General features: G+C 39.7%; 18 protein-coding genes. 16 read left to right on the forward strand and 2 right to left on the reverse strand.

Translation table 11 applies throughout. The annotated features are described in order from the left end of the window. Window positions 1-329: 329 nt before the first annotated feature. From MHB45_RS07920 to MHB45_RS07945, 6 genes are all read left to right on the forward strand, one after another. Window positions 330-1,229 (forward strand): ABC transporter ATP-binding protein, encoded by a 900-nt coding sequence (locus tag MHB45_RS07920; protein ID WP_048679334.1) that lies wholly within the window; start codon window positions 330-332, stop codon window positions 1,227-1,229. Beyond that, on the forward strand, window positions 1,222-2,472 hold the full coding sequence (locus MHB45_RS07925) for an ABC transporter permease (RefSeq protein WP_048679338.1): 1,251 nt from the start codon (window positions 1,222-1,224) through the stop codon (window positions 2,470-2,472). Before MHB45_RS07920 ends, MHB45_RS07925 begins: the two co-directional genes overlap by 8 nt. A 139-nt stretch (window positions 2,473-2,611) precedes the next feature. Beyond that, entirely contained in the window at window positions 2,612-2,914 is a 303-nt protein-coding gene (locus MHB45_RS07930; protein WP_048679343.1) for a hypothetical protein, read from the forward strand. 598 nt (window positions 2,915-3,512) lie between these two features. Further along, a complete protein-coding gene (locus tag MHB45_RS07935) occupies window positions 3,513-3,851 on the forward strand; it encodes a metal-sensitive transcriptional regulator (protein WP_275452466.1) in 339 nt (112 codons plus the stop codon). A gap of 16 nt (window positions 3,852-3,867) precedes the next feature. Then, window positions 3,868-4,074 (forward strand): copper chaperone CopZ, encoded by a 207-nt coding sequence (gene copZ, locus MHB45_RS07940; RefSeq protein ID WP_048679353.1) that lies wholly within the window; start codon window positions 3,868-3,870, stop codon window positions 4,072-4,074. Window positions 4,075-4,149: 75 nt separating this feature from the next. Beyond that, a complete protein-coding gene (locus tag MHB45_RS07945) occupies window positions 4,150-6,564 on the forward strand; it encodes a heavy metal translocating P-type ATPase (protein ID WP_048679356.1) in 2,415 nt (804 codons plus the stop codon). Window positions 6,565-6,722: 158 nt separating this feature from the next. Here MHB45_RS07945 and MHB45_RS07950 read toward each other — a convergent pair whose 3' ends face one another. Continuing rightward, on the reverse strand, window positions 6,723-7,226 hold the full coding sequence (locus tag MHB45_RS07950; protein WP_072272864.1) for a DinB family protein: 504 nt from the start codon (window positions 7,224-7,226) through the stop codon (window positions 6,723-6,725). A gap of 248 nt (window positions 7,227-7,474) precedes the next feature. On the opposite strand from MHB45_RS07950, the gene MHB45_RS07955 reads away from it, so the two are divergent. From MHB45_RS07955 to MHB45_RS07965, 3 genes are all read left to right on the forward strand, one after another. After that, on the forward strand, window positions 7,475-8,395 hold the full coding sequence (locus MHB45_RS07955) for a patatin-like phospholipase family protein (protein ID WP_048679359.1): 921 nt from the start codon (window positions 7,475-7,477) through the stop codon (window positions 8,393-8,395). Window positions 8,396-9,312: 917 nt separating this feature from the next. Beyond that, window positions 9,313-10,611: an MFS transporter gene (locus tag MHB45_RS07960; protein ID WP_048679362.1), complete on the forward strand. Its 1,299-nt coding sequence runs from the start codon at window positions 9,313-9,315 to the stop codon at window positions 10,609-10,611. A 21-nt stretch (window positions 10,612-10,632) separates the two neighbouring features. After that, complete coding sequence (locus MHB45_RS07965; protein ID WP_048679367.1) at window positions 10,633-11,619, forward strand: 2-hydroxyacid dehydrogenase; 987 nt, start codon at window positions 10,633-10,635, stop codon at window positions 11,617-11,619. Window positions 11,620-11,885: 266 nt separating this feature from the next. Here the strand turns inward: MHB45_RS07965 and MHB45_RS07970 are convergent, their stop codons facing one another. Then, on the reverse strand, window positions 11,886-12,053 hold the full coding sequence (locus MHB45_RS07970) for an aspartyl-phosphate phosphatase Spo0E family protein (RefSeq protein WP_081088586.1): 168 nt from the start codon (window positions 12,051-12,053) through the stop codon (window positions 11,886-11,888). 546 nt (window positions 12,054-12,599) lie between these two features. Between MHB45_RS07970 and MHB45_RS07975 the strand changes: the two genes are divergently transcribed. The 7 genes from MHB45_RS07975 to phnX all read left to right on the forward strand — a co-directional run bounded on the left by MHB45_RS07975 (window position 12,600) and on the right by phnX (window position 19,952). Further along, window positions 12,600-14,342, forward strand: a complete 1,743-nt coding sequence (locus MHB45_RS07975) for an alkaline phosphatase D family protein (RefSeq protein WP_072272866.1) — start codon at window positions 12,600-12,602, stop codon at window positions 14,340-14,342. Between the two features lie 70 nt (window positions 14,343-14,412). Next, window positions 14,413-14,625 (forward strand): twin-arginine translocase TatA/TatE family subunit, encoded by a 213-nt coding sequence (locus tag MHB45_RS07980; protein WP_034312740.1) that lies wholly within the window; start codon window positions 14,413-14,415, stop codon window positions 14,623-14,625. Between the two features lie 148 nt (window positions 14,626-14,773). Beyond that, a complete protein-coding gene (gene tatC, locus MHB45_RS07985; RefSeq protein ID WP_207118122.1) occupies window positions 14,774-15,475 on the forward strand; it encodes a twin-arginine translocase subunit TatC in 702 nt (233 codons plus the stop codon). Window positions 15,476-16,030: 555 nt separating this feature from the next. Continuing rightward, window positions 16,031-16,663 (forward strand): YitT family protein, encoded by a 633-nt coding sequence (locus MHB45_RS07990; RefSeq protein WP_065421103.1) that lies wholly within the window; start codon window positions 16,031-16,033, stop codon window positions 16,661-16,663. Between the two features lie 368 nt (window positions 16,664-17,031). After that, window positions 17,032-18,444, forward strand: coding sequence for an amino acid permease (locus MHB45_RS07995; RefSeq protein ID WP_072272867.1), 1,413 nt, complete (start codon window positions 17,032-17,034; stop codon window positions 18,442-18,444). 164 nt (window positions 18,445-18,608) lie between these two features. Beyond that, a complete protein-coding gene (locus MHB45_RS08000; protein ID WP_072272868.1) occupies window positions 18,609-19,064 on the forward strand; it encodes a hypothetical protein in 456 nt (151 codons plus the stop codon). A 57-nt stretch (window positions 19,065-19,121) separates the two neighbouring features. Continuing rightward, window positions 19,122-19,952 (forward strand): phosphonoacetaldehyde hydrolase, encoded by an 831-nt coding sequence (gene phnX / locus MHB45_RS08005; RefSeq protein WP_072272869.1) that lies wholly within the window; start codon window positions 19,122-19,124, stop codon window positions 19,950-19,952. The last annotated feature ends 116 nt before the right edge of the window (window positions 19,953-20,068 follow it).

A 20,068-nucleotide genomic window follows, 5' to 3' on the forward strand; every position in this document is an offset into this window, starting at 1 on the left:
GAAATGTGTCCTTTAAAGCGAGCAATCTATTTTTATTATTGCCTCGTTTCCAAAAAAAGGGCTTTCAGTTTAGTAACATGCTTGCGTTAGGGAAAGGCAGGAGACGTACGGGGTTGTGAATATTACCAATTGGAAGGGAAAGGGGGTTTTGTCTTAATTTTCGCAGAAAAAATACTATTAGGGTAAAGGGCAAACGTGAAACGTTAATTTTTTCTGGAAATTTGCATATAATCGCAGAGAAGTAGATTTATTTGGTCTTTGGTGATAGTTGAAATTGGAAAACCTTTCCGTTAACATATAATTAGAATCATATAATAGGAGGTTGCGCATTGGTTTTACACATTAAAGAAGTTACGAAAAAATTCGGGGATTTCACAGCAGTCAACAAGCTTGATTTAACTATTCCCGAAAAAGAAATGTTCGGCTTTTTAGGCGGGAATGGAGCGGGGAAAACGACCACGTTCCGGATGATACTTGGCCTGCTTGACCCTACTGAAGGGGAAGTTGTCTGGGATGGTAAGAAAATCGATTATACGACCAGTTCAATGATTGGCTATCTTCCTGAGGAACGCGGACTATATCCAAAACTGAAGGTGCGCGATCAAATTGTTTATTTGGCTAGATTAAGAGGGATGAACAAACGGGATGCTTTGAAAGAATTGGAGTATTGGCTGGACCGCTTTATGGTGCCCGAGTATATCGATAAGCGAGTTGAAGAGCTTTCAAAGGGAAATCAACAAAAAATCCAGCTGATCGCATCCATGATTCATAAACCTGAATTACTTATTCTTGACGAACCCTTCAGCGGACTGGATCCAGTGAATGTGGAAATCCTGAAGAAAGCGGTCATTGACTTAAGGGACAGCGGCACGACGATCGTTTTCTCGAGCCATCGCATGGAGCATGTCGAAGAGATGTGTGAGCATCTTTGCATCATGCATAAAGGTTCACCTGTTGTGGCTGGAAAGTTAAAAGAAATCAAGCGTTCTTTTGGTAAAAAGAATGTCTCAATTAAAGCGGATTTTGATCTATCTTTCTTGGATCATTATGCAGGTGTAACAAAAGTCAAGAACACGATGGAAGGGAAAGTTCTTCAAGTAACTGGTGAAGATGTGGCTGAGAGCATGCTACGTGATCTTGTTCCAAGAGGTTTCGTCCGGAAATTCGAATTGGAAGAACCATCGCTAACGGATATTTTCATTGAAAAAGTAGGTGCCGTCTATGAATAAATTTTGGATTGTCCTTTCCCATACATACCTATCAAAATTAAAGACGAAATCCTTTATCATTTCTACAATCATTATGATGGCACTGATTCTCCTACTTTCGAATCTTTCGAATCTTATTGATAAATTCGACAGTGATGAACAGGAAAAGGTTGCCGTAATCGATCAGACTGAAGGCGGTTTATTTGATTCTTATAAAAAAGCGGTAGCAGGTGTTAACGATGACCTATCGATAATATCCGCCCAGGATGAAAAGGAAGCGGAGGAAATGGTCAGCGCGGAAGAAATCGTTGGGTATTTATTAATCCAAAAGGATAAAACTCTCGGCTTCAAGGGAACGTACAAAGCGAATCAAATTTCAGATTCTGCGGTAAGTAATGATTTACTATTAGCGCTTACTCAATTGAAGGGTCAAATAACGGCGAAGGAATTGAATTTGACAGAGCAGCAAATCGCCCAATTGAATACGCCGCCAGCATTTGATACGATTGCTCTTCAGAAAAATGCAAAAACGGAAGAGGATCTCAATCAAGCACGCGGTCTCGTGTATGTGCTCCTATTTGTGATTTACTTCGGTGTGTTGATGTATGCAACGATGATTGCAATGGAAGTGGCTACTGAGAAAACATCACGAGTCATGGAAATCCTGATTTCAAGTGTCCCGCCAGTCACACAGATGTTTGCCAAAATAATGGGTGTTGCTTTACTTAGTCTTACTCAAATGATTTTATTTTTTGGGGTGGGCTATTTCTCGATTAAACAAAACTTGACAGGTATGGATGAAGGATTCTTTTCATTTTTCGGTTTCGGCAGCACAGATATCTCAACGATCATTTATGCAATCATCTTCGCTTTGCTCGGGTATTTTCTGTACGCGACTCTTGCAGCATGCCTTGGATCCGTTGTCAGCAAAATTGAAGATGTCCAGCAAATGATTTCACCGATGACCATGTTAGTTGTCATCGCCTTCATGATTGCAATGTTTGGACTGGGGAATCCGTCAGCCAGTTATATTACGATTACATCATTCATTCCATTTTTCACGCCGATGATCATGTTCTTGCGCGTAGGGATGCTTGAGGTTCCATTCTGGGAAATCGCCATCAGCATTGCTGTCTTGATCTTAACGATTGTTTTACTTGGAATAATCGGAGCAAAAATCTATCGTGGCGGAGTCTTGATGTACGGTAGCTCAAAATCACTGAAAAGCATCAAGAATGCCTTGCAATTATCCAAGAAAAATTAACATGAAACCTGGATCCTTCATTCCTGTTGGAAGGGTTCAGGTTTTATTAAGTTAATAATATAGGAACGAAAAGTAGCATAGATATAAGGGAACATAAAATAAATTCCCTTTATGCAACCACGATTAGGAGTGAATTATTATGAGCAATCTGGTAACGTTGACGATAGTTTCAGAAGTGTTTCTCTTGTTGTCCTTCATCATTATTATTTTATCAACTAAGAATCCGAAAAGAAATGTTCTCTGGGTCATCCTGTTCATCATTGGAGCTGCTCCGCTTTTATATTTAGCCATAGATCATGTGAAAAACGATTATATGGACGCAAATATCGGACTGGGCCTTGCCTTTATGTACACCTGGTTATACAGCGCAGTTGCTTTTATCATTGGCATCATTCTTTTAGTGAAAAAGAAAAGGAATAATAATATTTCAAAAGAACTGTGATAATCACATTGGAATCTTAAACTAAAAGAAAATAATAACGCTGAAGAAACATAAACTATACCCCGAATAACGGACACACATCAAAAAGTCCCTTATCCGGGTTTTTTTATGTTTCATTAGGTGTAATGAGAAATGGACGGAGGTTTTCTATGAGTAAGAATAAATAACCTATAATCCTGATACCTGGAAACTGGACGAAATTTTCAGTATTAGAAGGTTATATAGTAACATCCAAAGGAGATGGAAAACAATATATGCGAATTTTAATTCTAAGTATGCTTAAATGGCTATTACAATCCTTAAAACAAATTAAACATCTGATTCGGATATGGTCTCAACCCTAACTTTAAAACAAACTTGTATTACTTTTCTTATGGATGAAACCACACAGAGATTGAAGAAATTTGCGACACTCCTGCAGAAATGACTGGCTAGCCGAGCCCCTGCGAGACTTGGCAGATAGGAGCAGGCTCTGAGCTTAAGAATAGAAAATGTTAAAATACGGATAGTAATAAATGATGCACATAAATCTTTTTCTTTGCATAGGGTAGGAGGGTATGGTATATTAATTTTTGAGGAGGGATGGGCAATGGATGAAATGATGAATGGGCAAGAGGCGATGAATGAAGAAGAATGCTGTACGACCTCTTCCCATGGCCGAAAGAGTCATCACTCAGAAGCAGTAAAAAAGAATTTAACGACCCGGTTAAATCGAATTGAAGGTCAAATTCGCGGTATAAAGGGTCTTATTGAAAAAGATACGTACTGTGATGATGTGATCACCCAAATAGCAGCTACACAAAGCGCGATGAATAGTGTGGCCAAGATTTTACTGGAAGGGCATCTAAGGAATTGTGTGGTGGAACGCCTTAATGAAGGGGATACAGAGGTTATAGATGAAGTGCTTGTAACGATACAAAAATTAATGAAAAAATAAAGGAGCAGTGGATAGAATGGAAAATGTAACATTGAATGTAAGTGGAATGTCTTGTGGTCATTGTGTGAATGCAGTTGAAGGGAATGTAGGAAAACTTGCAGGTGTTGAAAGCGTAAAGGTGCATTTGGAAACAGGAAAAGTAGATGTAGCGTTTGACAAGGAAAAAGTATCACTTGAGAAAATAAAAGAAACAATCGATGATCAAGGTTACGATGTCGAGTAAGTTATGAGAGTGCTTTTAAGCACTTCTTTTTTACAATGAAATATACCCCATAGCGGTATAGGGAGGCGGGATGAAGTGAGCAGCCAAATAAAAGAAACAAGTTTACAGATTTCAGGAATGACTTGCGCTGCCTGTGCAAACCGAATTGAAAAAGGGTTAAACAAAATGGAAGGCGTTGAGGAAGCCACCGTTAATTTGGCACTTGAGAAATCGGTTATTAAATATGATTCGGAAAAAGTAAGCAACCAGGACTTTGAAAAGAAAATTCAAGATCTTGGCTATGATGTAGTAAAAGAGAAAAAGGAATTTACGATTACTGGCATGACCTGTGCGGCCTGTGCTAACCGAATAGAAAAAGGGTTAAATAAGATGGATGGGGTGAGCATGGCTAATGTCAATCTAGCGCTTGAAAATGCGACCGTCGAATATGATCCTTCCCAAGCTTCCCCAATTGACATCATTCAACGAGTTGAGAAGCTGGGGTATGGGGCGATCATTAAGGAAGATAAAGTGGAATCCGTGAATTTCCGTCAAAAAGAAATACAAAAACAAAAGAATACATTCATCTTTTCGGTCATTTTATCTTTTCCATTGTTATGGGCGATGGTAAGCCATTTTAGTTTTACTTCGTTTATCTATATGCCTGATTTCCTCATGAATCCTTGGGTGCAGATGGCATTCGCAACCCCCGTTCAATTTTTGATTGGAAAGCAGTTCTATGTTGGAGCTTATAAAGCCTTGAGAAATAAAAGTGCCAATATGGATGTATTAGTCGCGATGGGAACATCCGCTGCCTATTTTTACAGTGTCTATCAGGCGATCATCTCGATGGGGTCCCATCACAATACGGCACAACTTTATTTCGAAACCAGTTCGATTCTTATCACCCTCATTCTTTTGGGGAAGCTGTTTGAAGCAAAAGCAAAAGGACGTTCTTCCGAGGCCATCAAAAAATTGATGGGGCTTCAGGCCAAAACGGCATTGGTTTTAAGAAATGGGGAAGAACGGGAAATACCACTTGAAGAAGTCATCGTAGGGGATACGATTTTGGTGAAGCCGGGTGAAAAGATCCCTGTCGATGGCAAGGTAATCGAGGGGAACTCTGCCGTCGATGAATCCATGTTAACGGGTGAGAGCATTCCGGTCGATAAAACAAATGGGGATACTGTTATCGGTTCAACATTGAATAAGAATGGGTTTCTCAAAATGAAAGCGACTAAAATAGGAAGGGATACAGCTCTTTCCCAAATCATCAAAGTCGTCGAAGATGCTCAAGGTTCGAAAGCGCCGATTCAACGGCTTGCTGACCAAATTTCCGGTGTTTTCGTTCCCATTGTTGTCGGAATCGCTCTTTTAACTTTTCTGGTTTGGATGATTTGGGTTAACCCTGGAGAATTCACACCAGCTTTTGAAGCGATGATTGCAGTGCTAGTCATAGCCTGCCCATGTGCTCTAGGCCTAGCCACTCCCACTTCTATCATGGCAGGATCTGGAAGGGCGGCCGAATTCGGCATCTTATTTAAAGGCGGGGAACATCTGGAAACCACCCACCATATTGATACGGTCATCTTGGATAAAACGGGAACGGTAACGAATGGTACCCCTGTGCTGACAGATGTCCTCATTGAGAATGGTATGGAGGAAGAACAGTTTTTATCATTAATCGGTGCAGCTGAAAAACAATCTGAACACCCTCTTGCTCAATCAATCGTTCAAGGAATTCAAGCAAGACAGATTTCACTTGCAGCGGTTGAGCAATTTGAAGCGATGCCTGGATACGGGATTAGAGCTGTTGCGGATCAAAAAGTGATATTCATCGGAACCCGTAAATTGATGAAGCAAAATAACGTGGATATCACTAAGGCGCTAACAGCGATGGAAGAATTTGAAGAGCAAGGGAAGACTGCAATGCTCGCTAGCATTGAAGGGGAATATGCAGGACTCATTGCCGTTGCGGATACGATAAAAGAGAGCTCACTAGTGGCGATTAAAAGGTTAAAAGCAATGGATATCCAGGTCATCATGATAACCGGGGATAATCAAAGAACAGCAAATGCCATCGGCCATCAAGTTGGCATTGACCATGTAATCGCAGAAGTCCTACCTGAAGGGAAAGCGGAAGAAGTGAAAAAACTGCAGGCCGCCGGTAAAACAGTGGCAATGGTCGGTGATGGGATAAATGATGCGCCCGCGCTGGCACTAGCCGATATAGGAATGGCAATAGGAACTGGGACGGACATAGCCATGGAGGCTGCCGATATCACTTTGATCCGGGGTGATTTGAACAGTATTGCAGATGCCATCCTCATGAGCAGGAAGACGATGAAAAATATCAAACAAAACCTATTCTGGGCTTTTGCCTATAATGTAATCGGAATACCAATTGCGGCAATCGGACTGCTTGCTCCGTGGTTAGCGGGTGCTGCCATGGCCTTCAGTTCTGTGTCAGTCGTATTGAATGCACTTCGCCTTCAACGGATAAAGCTTTAAAGGTCATGTAACATATATAGAAGAAAGTTGTACTGACTACGGGCGTATGAATTTTAATAAATCCAAATAAAGCCGATGATTCCTTCACAAGAGGACCATCGGCTTTCATCTGGAATGAGCGGCAATGTTACTGCAACTCCTAAAGGTTGTCAAACCGCTTATTTTAAACAGTAAAATACATAATCTGTTGGTGCCCCATTCTCACCTTGTTGATGGAGCATCGCTGATACATTACCGCGATGATAGGTCCCATGATTCACTACATGATGGATGAGGTCGGCAAGTACAAACTCACAAGCCCCCATTTTCGGATGTTCGGTTACAATGGTCCGTTCAAGATCAGGCTGCGAATTAAGAAAATTGTCATAATCCTTTGCAAGTTCATCATATGAGGATTCCAGTTCATTTAATGAGATTCCGTCCACTTCTTTCCGCCGCTGTTCAACTTTTTTAAAAGTTTCTTGAACTGTGCTTCCTTTCATTATCTCCAACCAGGTAATATCTGTTGCGTAAAGGTGAACAAGGACTTCATTGATGGATGGAAAGACACTTTTTATCGTGTCTCCATAAACTCCGTCCGGTAATTGTTTTAGTTTTTGGAACACTTGCTGATTAGCCCAAACATGGTAATCATACATTTTCTTGGCACGGTTATTTTCCATTTTTTCACTCCTTCAATTGTTACATATCCTTTTCGACATCATTTAAAGAATTCCTTTATCAAAGGCTGCTTCCTAATCTGATAATTTGTCCATGCAAATGCTTCGTTTTCTACATACCATGATAATAGAAGCTATCCTACTATTGTTATTACGTTAGATTGCCATCAAAGGGTTAAAGAGTGTGAAAGTTCACATTATTTTCAAATATTGTTAATATGATAATAACTCTTATCGAGAGGTGGAAAAAAATGAGAGCAGATGCCGTTTTTGAAGGTGGGGGGGTCAGGGGAATTGCTTTTATTGGAGCAATTCAAGCAATGGAAGAGGCAAATGTCGAATGGGAAAGACTTGCTGGGACATCAGCAGGAGCAGTAATAGCTGCACTTTTGGCTAGTGGATATAAAAGCCATGAAATTAGAGAACGGTTTAGTGAAATCAATTACTCAAAGTTTCGAGGCAGGACAATTCTGAATCGAATTCCCATTTTGGGCTTCTTTTTGGAACTTATGGTTCATCTTGGGATTTACAAAAACGATTATTTGGAGACATGGGTAGATTCACTTCTTTCAGAAAAAGGGATAAAGACATTCGCGGATCTTCCAGATGGAAAGTTGAAGATCATTGCTTCTGATGTTTCGAATGGAAAGATGCTTATTTTGCCAGATGATTTGGACCGCTATGGGATGTCTCCTGCTGATTTAAAAGTTTCAACTGCCGTAATGATGAGTGCCTCCTTACCATTTTTCTTCCGCCCGGTTATTTGGAAATCAAAAGACCGGAAAAAATCCTACATTTTAGATGGTGGTTTACTTAGTAACTTCCCGATATGGATATTTGATACAGACAATCCTCGTTTTCCAACATTCGGTTTCCATTTTGTGAAAGATGAAGTTAACATAGGCGGGGTTATACCAACGCCAATCCACCTATCCAAAAATATATTTAAAACGATGCTACAAGCCCATGATTTACGACATATGAACGAAGAAACGATTGAACGCACGATTCAAATTCCTATTGGCGGCATCAATGCAACGGATTTTGAACTGAATGAGGAAGAAATCAACTTTCTTTATAAATCAGGCTATACTTCTGCAAAAGATTTTTTGTCGAATTGGGATTTTGAACAATATAAGGTCAAACGCTTGCAAAGGGTTAAAAATGAGTAGGCGAAATATACCTCTATCATTCGTTCCAAAAGGGGGAAAGAGGGGACAAGGAGCTGTTACAACGGCTCTTTTTCTTATTGATGAACGAATCAATCGTTTAATTCAAAAGCAATAAGTGGAATTACAATCATAAAAAATTAATATAATATATTATTTTAAAATTATCTAAATGAATAAACGGAAAACAAAGAATAAAAGAAGAAAACAAAGTTGGAATAAAGATTATGAAATTCAATGAATAGATCCTCAAGGAGAAGTAGTTGGCGTATCTCAATGCACTGTGAGGAGCGGAGAATGAGACAAAAAATATAGATAGTGAGAAAGGATTGGATCTTAGTTAACCATCCCGGCTTTCATTAAGATTTAGTAAGCCCAATAGAAAAGTGGATACAGTTGCGCCAAGCGAACAATTAATATCCCGCTTATCTGGTAGACTGCATGCTGCTTTAACAGGTACGTCTATTGAGGGCCACCACATGTATTAGCGGCGCTTGCTTTTCTTATAGAAAAATAATAAAAGCTTAACCGTCGTTTATCGTTGTCTGAGATTTTTGAGAGATAGAATGGAATCTCAGCCATCCCGGAAGCAAAGCTAGAGATGGAAAAATAAAGTCTATTATGATTTTACTACTCAAAAAAACGGCTATCAATTTTCTACATTGGCATATAACGTTTACTAGGAATATAATCCTGAAAATAAGAATAAAGATTGACATTCACACATCCTCATAATACGATACTTTACAGAATAATAGGAATTATCTTTTTATTTTTTTATCATAAAACCAAAACTCTGTTTTATATTATAAAACAAAGACCTCCTTGTATATACATATTCTCCAAGCGTGAACTCTGGTTTTTCTTATTTTGGAAGCGCTGCCAATTTAGGCGTTTTATATAACAAGGGGGGATAAGGTATGGAAGCAAGAATGGAAACAAAGCAAGCAAAGCCATTAAATTTTGGCCGGAAATTTCGCTGGACAGTCGTCATCTGGTTATTGATTGGGGGAATAATCAACTATCTGGATCGGGCCAATCTCTCCATTGCAGCTCCCGAAATGATGAAGGAACTCGGGCTAAGCGTGACCGAAATCGGGTTATTGGGAACCTTTTTTTCTTGGAGTTATGCATTAATGCAGCTTCCTTCAGGCTGGCTGATCGATCGGTTCGGAACCAAAAAGGTGTATACAATTGCGCTTATTTGGTGGAGTGGTGCGACCATTTTAACGGGGGCCGTTCATAAAATGGGTTCATTTATTGCTGCAAGGATTTTACTTGGAGTGGGAGAAGCACCGTGTTTTCCTACGATGGCTAAGATTACATCGTATTGGTTCCCAAAAAAGGAACGTGGCCTGGCAACTGGAATTTGGGATTCTTCCTCCAAATGGGGACCTGCCATTGCACCGCCACTTCTCGTTTTCATTATGGTGACTTTTGGGTGGAGAGCGTTGTTTTATATTACTGGTGTAATCGGCATCATTTTCGCGATCGGTTTTGTTATTTTTTATAAAAATCCTGAAAAAAGCCAAAAACTTTCCAAGGAGGAATTTGAATACATTAAGTCGGAAGGTGGTGGAGTGGAGCAAGGCATTCAATCATCAAAAATAAAATGGGGCTCGTTATTTAAATATCGAAGCGTATGGGGGATGATTCTAGGATTCTTCTGTACCATCTGGATCTGGAATATTTTCCTTGTATTCCTTCCCCTTTATTTGTTTGATGTCCATCATGTCTCACTTAAAGAAATGGGTATATATGCTGGTATTCCTTGGCTTGGCGGAATCTTTGGCAATATTTTCGGAGGATATCTTACTAAAAAATGGGTCGACAAGGGAATTACTACACCTATTAAAGCAAAGCGTGCCTTAATTAGTATATGTGCCATCTTGGCCGCTATTGTTGTATGTGCAGTTCCACTTGTTAAAGGGCTCGCTATTACCTTACTTTTACTGACACTTGCTCTTTGTTTTATTTCTGCCATTACAGGCAGCGCATGGGCACTCGCCGGCGACATTGCCCCTCCTTCTATGGTTGCTTCCGTAGGAGCAATTCAGAATTTTGGCGGTTATTTTGGTGGAGCCTTTTCCCCTGTTGTTGCAGGCATGATAGTGGATGCAACTGGTTCTTACTCTCTTGCCTTTATATCTGGCGGTTTAATCGCTGGATGCGCAGCAATCTGTTATTGGTTTATTGTGAAACATCCTATTCAAGAATAGTATTATCGAGGAGGAAATAAATTGAAGCCAAAAGTGTATATAGCAAGACCAGTACCGGCCGAGGTAGAGGCATTTATTTCGAAGTATTGCCAGTATGAAAAATGGAACGGCCCTGAACCCATTACCAGAAGCCAACTGTTAAAGCAAATTTCTGATGCGGAGGGACTGCTCATCACTGGGGAAAAAATAGATGATGAATTTCTGGACCATGCACCACGTCTAAAGGCTGTCAGCAATATCTCGGTAGGCTACAATAACTTTGATCTGGAGGCAATGAAAAAGAGAAGCATAATCGGTACAAATACACCTGGTGTTCTCGATGAAACCGTGGCCGATTTAGCTTTAGCCTTAATGCTCTCAGCAGCCCGTCGTCTACCGGAAATGGACAAGCTTGTAAAGGATGGCAAGTGGGGAAATAAAAGCGATGAACCCCTCTTTGGCGTTGATGTTCATGGAAAAACATTGGGCATCATCGGTATGGGGAGGATTGGGGAATCTATTGCAAGACGAGGTAAATTCGGTTTTAACATGGAAGTTTTGTATCATAATCGGCGAAGGAAATCCGAAGTGGAGGAAACGCTCAGTACAACCTATTCCTCTTTAGATCACCTTTTACGGGAATCCGATTTCGTTCTATTAATGGTCCCTTATACTCCGGAGACGAGGCATCTTATGGGACGGGAGCAGTTCGCACTGATGAAAAAGTCAGCTATCTTTATCAATACATCCCGTGGTCAGACGGTGGACGAAAAGGCTCTCATAGAAGCACTGCGAAATAAGGAAATCCTTGCAGCCGGTTTGGATGTATTTGAAAAGGAACCCGTTTCGCATGACAATCCGCTTTTAGCCATGCCTAACGTGGTAACCCTGCCCCATATAGGTTCAGCTACACATCAAACACGATTTGATATGGCCATGCTTGCGGCGAAGAACCTCGTTGCAGTTGTTACTGGAAGGGAGATAAGCAATGTTGTCCCTGAATTGAAAGGCCTTCAGTCACTAAAATAGTAAAAAATCATTAACACAGCGGAAATATTAAGTTGTCCATGATTTGAGTAAAAGAATCTTTGATAAAAAAAGGCATCCATTCATTTTGGATGCTTTTTAATTAGGAAGAGTGATGATGTTAACAATTATCTAATGATTTAGCGGATATTACATAAAAATTAGACCACAAGTCCAAGAAAAATATAAGAGGTAAGAGAAGCATGAACTACACAGTGATGATTCCATGAAGTATTAGTAGAAAAATCAATCCGGCTTCATTCCGCTTTTTAGACATATTCTAAATCATTTGGTTCTTTTTCATTTGTAAGTAAATTCAACAGTTCATCTAGTTCCTGGCTTTTATGTAATGTTTTTGGGGCAGTAAATCCATAAATCAATCCGGTGGTTATTAGTTCTTTCCTCAATACCTCAATTTTTTCAAATAATGCTTCCATACTCTCCAATGCAGAATCCTCAAGTGCTTTCTTTTTTTGTTATGAAACTATTATTACATAAATTAGGATGTTTTTAAACAAAAAGTGAGTATTCACTTATAAAAATATTGCTGAAGCATTATTGTCCGATTACATATGACTATGATGATTTCTAAACCTTCCTTTGAATCAAGGTTTCCTTACTGCGGTGGGATCCAACCAAGTAATGGCGATCTTTCTTTTATTCCATTATTTCGCTGGCTTCTTTAGGCTTTTATAGTTTTAAAGGTTTATTGTAAAAATAGAATAGCCCATGGAAGTTATTTGTAACGATTAAATAAATGATTCGTTAAGAGAACTAGGCTGAAAGACTGTCGTTATATGTAAAAGTTTGTAGGTCTATGTAAATGTATGAGTGAATCAAAACTCTTTTTGTATTTAATGGGTATCATAAGACCTGCCTAAAAATTCCTAATTTATTGATTTATTGATTTACACATCTTCATACACCTTTAAAAATGGCCTTCTATACTTGAACCAGATTCAAATAATAGGAGGGAAAGATCAATGAATAATGAAAGAGCAATGGATGATTTAATTAAGAATTGGAGCGAATTAGGTAAGAATATGGACCGCCGAAATTTTATCCAGGGAGCGAGTAAGCTTGCCGGACTTTCATTAGGTCTTGCTCTTGCCCAATCAATGGGCGGTATTGAAGTGAATGCTGCCCCGAAATTCAGTGATTATCCATTTACTCTCGGTGTTGCTTCAGGAGATCCGCTCTCGGACAGTGTCGTTTTATGGACAAGGTTGGCACCGGATCCGTTGAATGGAGGGGGAATGCCAAAAGAAGCCATTTCGGTGAAATGGGAAGTGGCAAAGGATGAGAATTTCAGAAAGATTGTCCAGCAAGGCAAGGAAATAGCCAGGCCGGAACTTGGCCACTCCGTACATGTGGAAGTAAGCGGGTTAAAACCTGATAAAGTCTATTTTTACCGTTTTAAAAGCGGCGGGGAAGTAAGTCAGACCGGGAAAACGAAAACACTTCCGCCAATAGGTTCAAGTGTTTCGAGCTTGTCATTCGCGTTTGTTTCATGCCAGCAATTTGAGCATGGTTATTATACGGCCTATAAACATTTGGCAAAGGAAGATCTGGATATTGTCTTCCACCTTGGCGATTATATATATGAATATGGACCAAATGAATATGTTTCTTCTACAGGTAATGTCCGTGTACATAGTGGACCAGAGATCATTACACTTGAAGATTATCGGAATAGATACGCACAATATCGCTCTGATACCCATTTAAAAGCGGCACACGCAGCTTTCCCATGGGTGGTGACTTGGGATGATCATGAAGTTGAAAACAATTATGCAAATGTCATACCGGAAAAAGGACAATCGGTAGAAGCTTTCATCAAGAGAAGGGCCGCCGCTTATCAGGCTTACTATGAGCATATGCCCCTTCGTAAATCATCATTGCCTAAGGGAGCGGATATGAGGTTATACCGAAATTTCACATATGGCGACCTGGCCTCTTTCTTTGTATTGGATTCACGTCAATACCGGGATGATCAGGCAAACGGTGATGGAAGTTCACCGCAAACGCCTGAGTCACTTGATCCGAAACGGACATTACTAGGTCCAGAGCAGGAACAGTGGCTAACTGACAATCTATCAAATTCAAAAACGAAGTGGAATGTTCTGCCTCAGCAGATTTTCTTTGCACAACGGAATTATGGAACACCAACAGCCCCAAAATTCAGCATGGATTCCTGGGATGGTTACCCGGCTGCACGCGATCGCTTAATTGATGTAATCAAAAGCAACAACCTGGAAAATCTGGTCGTATTGACCGGTGATGTACATGCAAGCTGGGCCGCCAATTTAAAGGTGGATTTCGATGATCCAAATTCAAAGATTTTCGGAGTGGAGTTTGTCGGCACTTCGATCACATCTGGTGGAAATGGTGCGGATAAGCGTGCGGACACGGATAAAATACTAAGTCAGAATCCGCATATAAAGTTCTTTAATGATTACAGGGGATATGTACGGTGCAAAGTAACACCAGAACAATGGAAGGCGGATTACCGTGTAGTCCCATTCGTGACAGAACCAGGTGCGGATATATCGACAAGAGCATCTTTTGTTTTTGATAAGGATCAAACAGGGCTGCGAAAGGTTGCTTCAGCAGCGGTTATGGAAGGTGTACAAAAAACGAACGAAGTTGAGGAAGATCGAACACGTGCCCATAATCGCGCACATGAAAAACAAAGAATGAAAAGTCAGGGGAAAGTGACTAATTGATAGGGAATCCTTATGATGCTTGACAGGAATATAGCGAAGAAAAATGAGAAGATCGAAGGAGTGAGTAAGAATGCTTTCAAATATAGGAATACCCGGTTTGGTGATTGTCCTTGTGATTGCACTGATTATTTTTGGACCGTCCAAACTGCCGGAAATAGGCCGTGCATTTGGCCGGACATTGTCCGAATTCAAAAGTGCAACCAAAGGATTGGTGAATGATACAGAAAAAGAAGAAGAAAATGAGAATAAAGCTGCATTAAGAGCTGTTAAAAAAGAGGGATGAAGTAAATGAGATAGAGCGGGCGGAAAGACTCGCCTGCTTCTTTTCATGAGAATGGTTAGAGGGGAAGCGCTATTTGCAAAATGGCAAATAATATGTCTAAAAAGGGGGAGTGAAAGTGGAGAGTAAGGATTTACACGTTATTGAGCATATGGAGGAACTCCGAAGCAGAATCATTAAAACACTGATAGGTTTTGTGGCTTTTTTCATAATGAGCTTCATATTCGTACAGGATATTTATAATTTACTTATTAAAGATTTGGAAGGAAAGCTTGCCGTGCTCGGCCCGAGTGAGATCCTATGGGTATATATGATTATCGCTGGGGTTTGCGCAATTGCTGCAACGATTCCGCTGGCAGCCTATCAGTTATGGCGTTTTGTGGCTCCAGCTTTGAAACCGGAAGAAAGAAGGGTTACATTTCGCTTCATACCCGGACTGTTCATTCTATTCATCACAGGTATCTCATTTGGATATTTTGTGTTGTTTCCAATAGTTCTGGGTTTCCTAACTTCCCTATCGGCCGGGCAGTTCGAGATGATGTTCACTGCGGAAAAGTATTTTCGCTTCATGATTAATTTGATCTTACCTTTCGGGATTTTATTCGAGATGCCGCTTGTGGTCATGTTCCTGACCAGATTAGGCATCATCAATCCAGCAGTGTTGAAAAAGTCTCGCAAGATTTCTTATTTCGTCCTGGTCATCATCTCAATCCTGATTACGCCTCCAGATATAATTTCGGACATTTTGGTTATCGTCCCTTTACTTGTGCTTTATGAGGTGAGTGTACAGCTGTCCAATATGGTTTATCGCAAAAGGCTTATGAAAGATGAATCAGCATTATCCGTGACATGAAAAGGATAATCGCAGCCTATTGAAAGTAACATTTCTTGGGAAATAATTAATGGAACAATAAAAAGTTGAGGGGGCCCCCTCAGCTTTTTATTGTGGGATAATACTTTTTGGGAATGATTAGGGGGTATGCTTTTGCATATTTGCCTTCTAACCAATGTAATTATGTAAGGGGACGAAGCTTTACCCTGTAAAAGCCTTGTTCTTGTCCAACCCTATGGAATTTAAATCATTCCATGTAAATCAAAGGTTTTGGGGTTTGAAGGTAATCACAAGTTACATAAGTTGTACAGAAACTCTTCAATGTCTAAATGTTTAGGTAGTAGACATGAACATCTTCAAGTTTTAAGGGGATGTTTTATTTTATTTATTTAGAAGGAGAGAGGATTCTGGTTAGCGAATAATTGTAATCACTTGAATAGAAATATGCATTCTTCGTAATAGCACTCCAAAATATCGAAAGGTGAAAGGTTCGAATCTTATTATCGTTCAAGTATAAATATATATTTAGGGGGGGAAAGAGCATTATCAAAATATCGAACAGGATGGTGAGAATGTATGAAGGATTTATTGAAAATTATCGCAGGAAACATTTCCATGACCTTTGCCTATGCTTATTTAATCGTCCCCAATGAAATCATCAATGGCGGGGTAACTAGCTCGGCATTATTATTGAATGCGTTATTGGGTTATAACATTGCCATGCTCGCCAATTTGGTTACAGGATTACTGTTAATCATTTGTTTAGTTTTCCTAGGGAAAGAGTACTTTTTTAAGTCGATCGTAAGTTCCCTTAGCTATATGGTGTTTTTTAATTTTTTTTATTCATTGAACATTCAGTTTGATATGAATATCGTTTTAGTGATCTTCATTTCGTCGATTTTGATAGCGATAGGATATTATTTATGTATAACTGCAAATGCCTCCACTGTTGGCTTTGACGTGCTCGCCTTAATTTTACATCACAAAAATGAAAAAATAGATATTGCTGCGACAATAAGGATTATTAATCTTATCGTACTGATATTGGGCCTTCTGGTTTATGGTTATGCATCGATTGTTAAGGGAATTGCTTTTACATTGCTTTTTTCATATCTTTTAAAGAAAATGCTGGATAGGAAGCAGAAGGCAGTAACGTCAGCTACGGAAAGTGTGTTGGATGAAACACCAAAGGTAAATGAAGTAAAATAACTAAAATTGCAGACTTAATGGACATCGTTTTTTATATGAAAATTTTCATTTTGTTATCTAAATATTCTGATTTTTAAATTGACTTTAAAAAAATCAGAGTGTATTATACACATAGAAAGTGGTACTAACATCATGACGTAGTGATGTTAGATCCGCTTCGTTTTTTAATATAGCCTTAAGGAAGGAGGACTAGTGATATAGAATCTTAAGTTCATAGCGTCATACCCTGTGTTGTTTGAAAATGCCATGTTTCCAGTTCCCACTATCTTTGTGAAAGTGTAAAGGACAGGCAGCTGAAAAGCCTGCTTTACATTCAAGTAGCGATTATCTTAGTTGATTCCCCAAATTATTGAAAGTTGGTGGAGGGTATGAAACATCAACAGGAAGAACTGAAACCAGGTCTGAAACAAAGACATTTAACGATGATATCTTTGAGTGGTGTCATAGGAGCTGGTTTATTCGTAGGAAGCGGTATCATTATTGGTCAAACGGGCCCCGGGGCGATATTATCATATGTTTTGGCAGGCTTGATCGTTGTGTTAGTCATGAGGATGCTTGGGGAAATGGCCACAGTGAATCCCAATACTGGATCTTTTGCGGTTTATGCAAGAGAGGGGATAGGTGAATGGGCCGGTTTTACAACAGGTTGGTTATATTGGTTCTTTTGGGTTATCGTAATTGCTTTGGAAGCAACGGCTGGAGCAGCAATCATTCACAGCTGGCTTCCTTCCGTTCCCGTCTGGGTCATTAGTCTATCATTGATCATCCTATTGAAAATGACGAATATTTTTTCCGTAAAATCGTTTGGTGAGTTCGAATACTGGTTTTCAATCATTAAAATAATCAGTATCATACTATTCTTGTGCCTGGGTGTGGCCGTGATATTAGGGTTTATCCCTACGATAAAACCACCCGGAGCTTCCAATCTTTTAAACTTTGGCGGATTTATTCCAAATGGGCTAAGTTCTGTGCTTGTTGGTGTTGCAATCGTTTTTCATGCATTTGTTGGAGTGGAGATTCCAGCGATTGCCGCGGGTGAAACCAGTGATCCGGTTAAATCAGTTAGAAGTGCATTGAATAGTGTGGTTTGGCGAATCCTGATTTTCTATATTGGGTCCATCGCCATTCTAGTGACGCTATTACCATGGAATTCGGCTTCTTTGCTGAAAAGTCCATTTGTTGCCGTACTTGAAATGCTGGGAATCCCTTCTGCTGCCCTGATCATGAATATAGTGATTCTCATTGCATTGCTCTCTTGTTTGAATTCGGGATTATATACGAGTTCACGCATGTTATTTTCACTTGCACAAAAGGGTGACGCCCCAAAGCTATTTTCTAAAGTGAGCAAGAACGGTGTCCCTATATTTGCTGTAGTCGGCTCTACTATATTCGCCTTTATCAGCACCATTTTCAGTTATGTTTCACCAGATAAAATCTTTTTCTTTTTAGTGAATTCCTCGGGCGGAGTCGGAATTCTTGTTTATCTGGCCATTGCGGTTTCCCATCTCCGATTAAGGAAGAGAATGGAGAAAGAGAATCCCGGAATATTCAAGATCAAGATGTGGTTATTCCCGTATTTGACTTATGCAACCATCATTTCCATGATTTCCGTGTTAATATTAATGGCTTTTATCGATTCGCAGCGTCCGCAGTTCATCTTTACCATGCTATTTAGCTTGATCGTTATTTGTTCATTCTTTTTCATTCGGCGAAAAAAAGCGAAGTATTTGGAGAATGAATTAAATATTGCTTCTGGTTCCCCTAATTCTGAAAAGTTATAGCTTTGGCTCTACACCATTGGTTTAATTTAAGGTTACTTCTATGGAATTCCTCAGACAAAATTCTTCAATTCACTAATCAGCTAGAATATGATTCCAATAGAAAAAGAGAATTGTGCCAATAAGTGCTTGGTGCCATCTGTCTTTTAAATGAAGGAGGTGTTATGTTGAATGGTTTCCGTGTAATAACCAGTGGAGTTGTCCTTGGAGCCATATTGCTGTCAGGCTGCGGCAATTCAGCTGAACCGGACGAGGCTCAACAAGAAAAAAGTCCAGTCATGAATGAAAATCCGGAATCAAATACGGGTGAAACCCAAAATGCGGAGGTCATTAAAAAAGGTGTCGGTGATGTGATTCAATCCATAAAAGGATTGGAAACAGAATTAAGTGCGGAGGCGGATCCAGAGAGAATTCAAGAAATGGGAAAAGAAATGAGCTCTGTTTGGGATTCGATAGAAAAGCAAGTGGAAGATGAATACCCGGATTGGTATGAAAGGATTGAGAAAAACCTTTACCCATTAATTGGGGAGTCAGGGAATCCGGAAAAGGACCTTGAAAAGATTAAACGACTCTCTGAAGCTACAAAGGAAGATTTACAGTTATTTTTGGAAGAAGTTAATTGAATTCTCTTTATACCCTGGTTTAGCAAGTTTGGTGATTTTGGAGGAGGGGAGCATAGATTGGAAAGGGCAAAAGAATGCAAAGAGGTTCAAGCAGTGATATTCGATTGGGCAGGAACGACGGTGGATTATGGTTGTTTTGCACCAGTCCAAGCATTTGTCGAGATATTCAGGTTAAGGGGGATTGATATTACCATTAAGGAAGCAAGGGAACATATGGGTTTATTGAAAATGGATCATATTATGGAACTCCTGAAAATGAAACGAATCTCTAATTTGTGGAGTGCTAAATTCGGAAAAGAACCGGACGAAAGAGATCTAAATTCATTATATAAGGACTTTGAGGCTTTGCTTTTTAATGTTCTAAAGGACAACGCCAAGCCAATACCCGGCGTAATTGAATTAGTCAGCCGTTTAAGGCAACAAGGAATAAAAATCGGTTCGACAACGGGCTATACTCGTGAAATGATTAATATTGTTAAAGAAGAGGCGGAGAAATGGGGCTATAAACCCGATTCCATCGTTGCGTCCACCGAAGTGCCTTCAGGTAGGCCTGCTCCTTGGATGTGCTTTAAGACGGCGATGAATCTCCAAGTGTATCCACTCAGCAAAATCGTTAAAGTGGGTGATACGATCAGTGACATCAAAGAAGGCATTTCTGCGGGAATGTGGACTGTTGCCGTATTGAAGGGCGGCAGTGAGATCGGCCTTTCAGAAGCAGAAATCAGTGAAATGGACCCTTATGAACTGCAAAAACGGATGAAGCATGCAGAAAACCGTTTTTTGAATGCAGGTGCTGATTTCGTAATTGATGAAATAGGTGATTTATTGGAGATCATCGATAGAATCAACTACAGATTGACTGAAAAAAAGGATATATTTATTGGTTAAAAAAGAGTTAAATACATGTGTTGGTGCCTATGTTGGACAGATATTTTAAATTAATTCGAAATATTCAAATTATTCATTGACTGTTACGCATAATGGTAGTATTATACATCTTATAA

Source organism: Peribacillus sp. FSL K6-5616, from assembly GCF_038008245.1.
Lineage (GTDB): Bacteria > Bacillota > Bacilli > Bacillales > DSM-1321 > Peribacillus > Peribacillus frigoritolerans.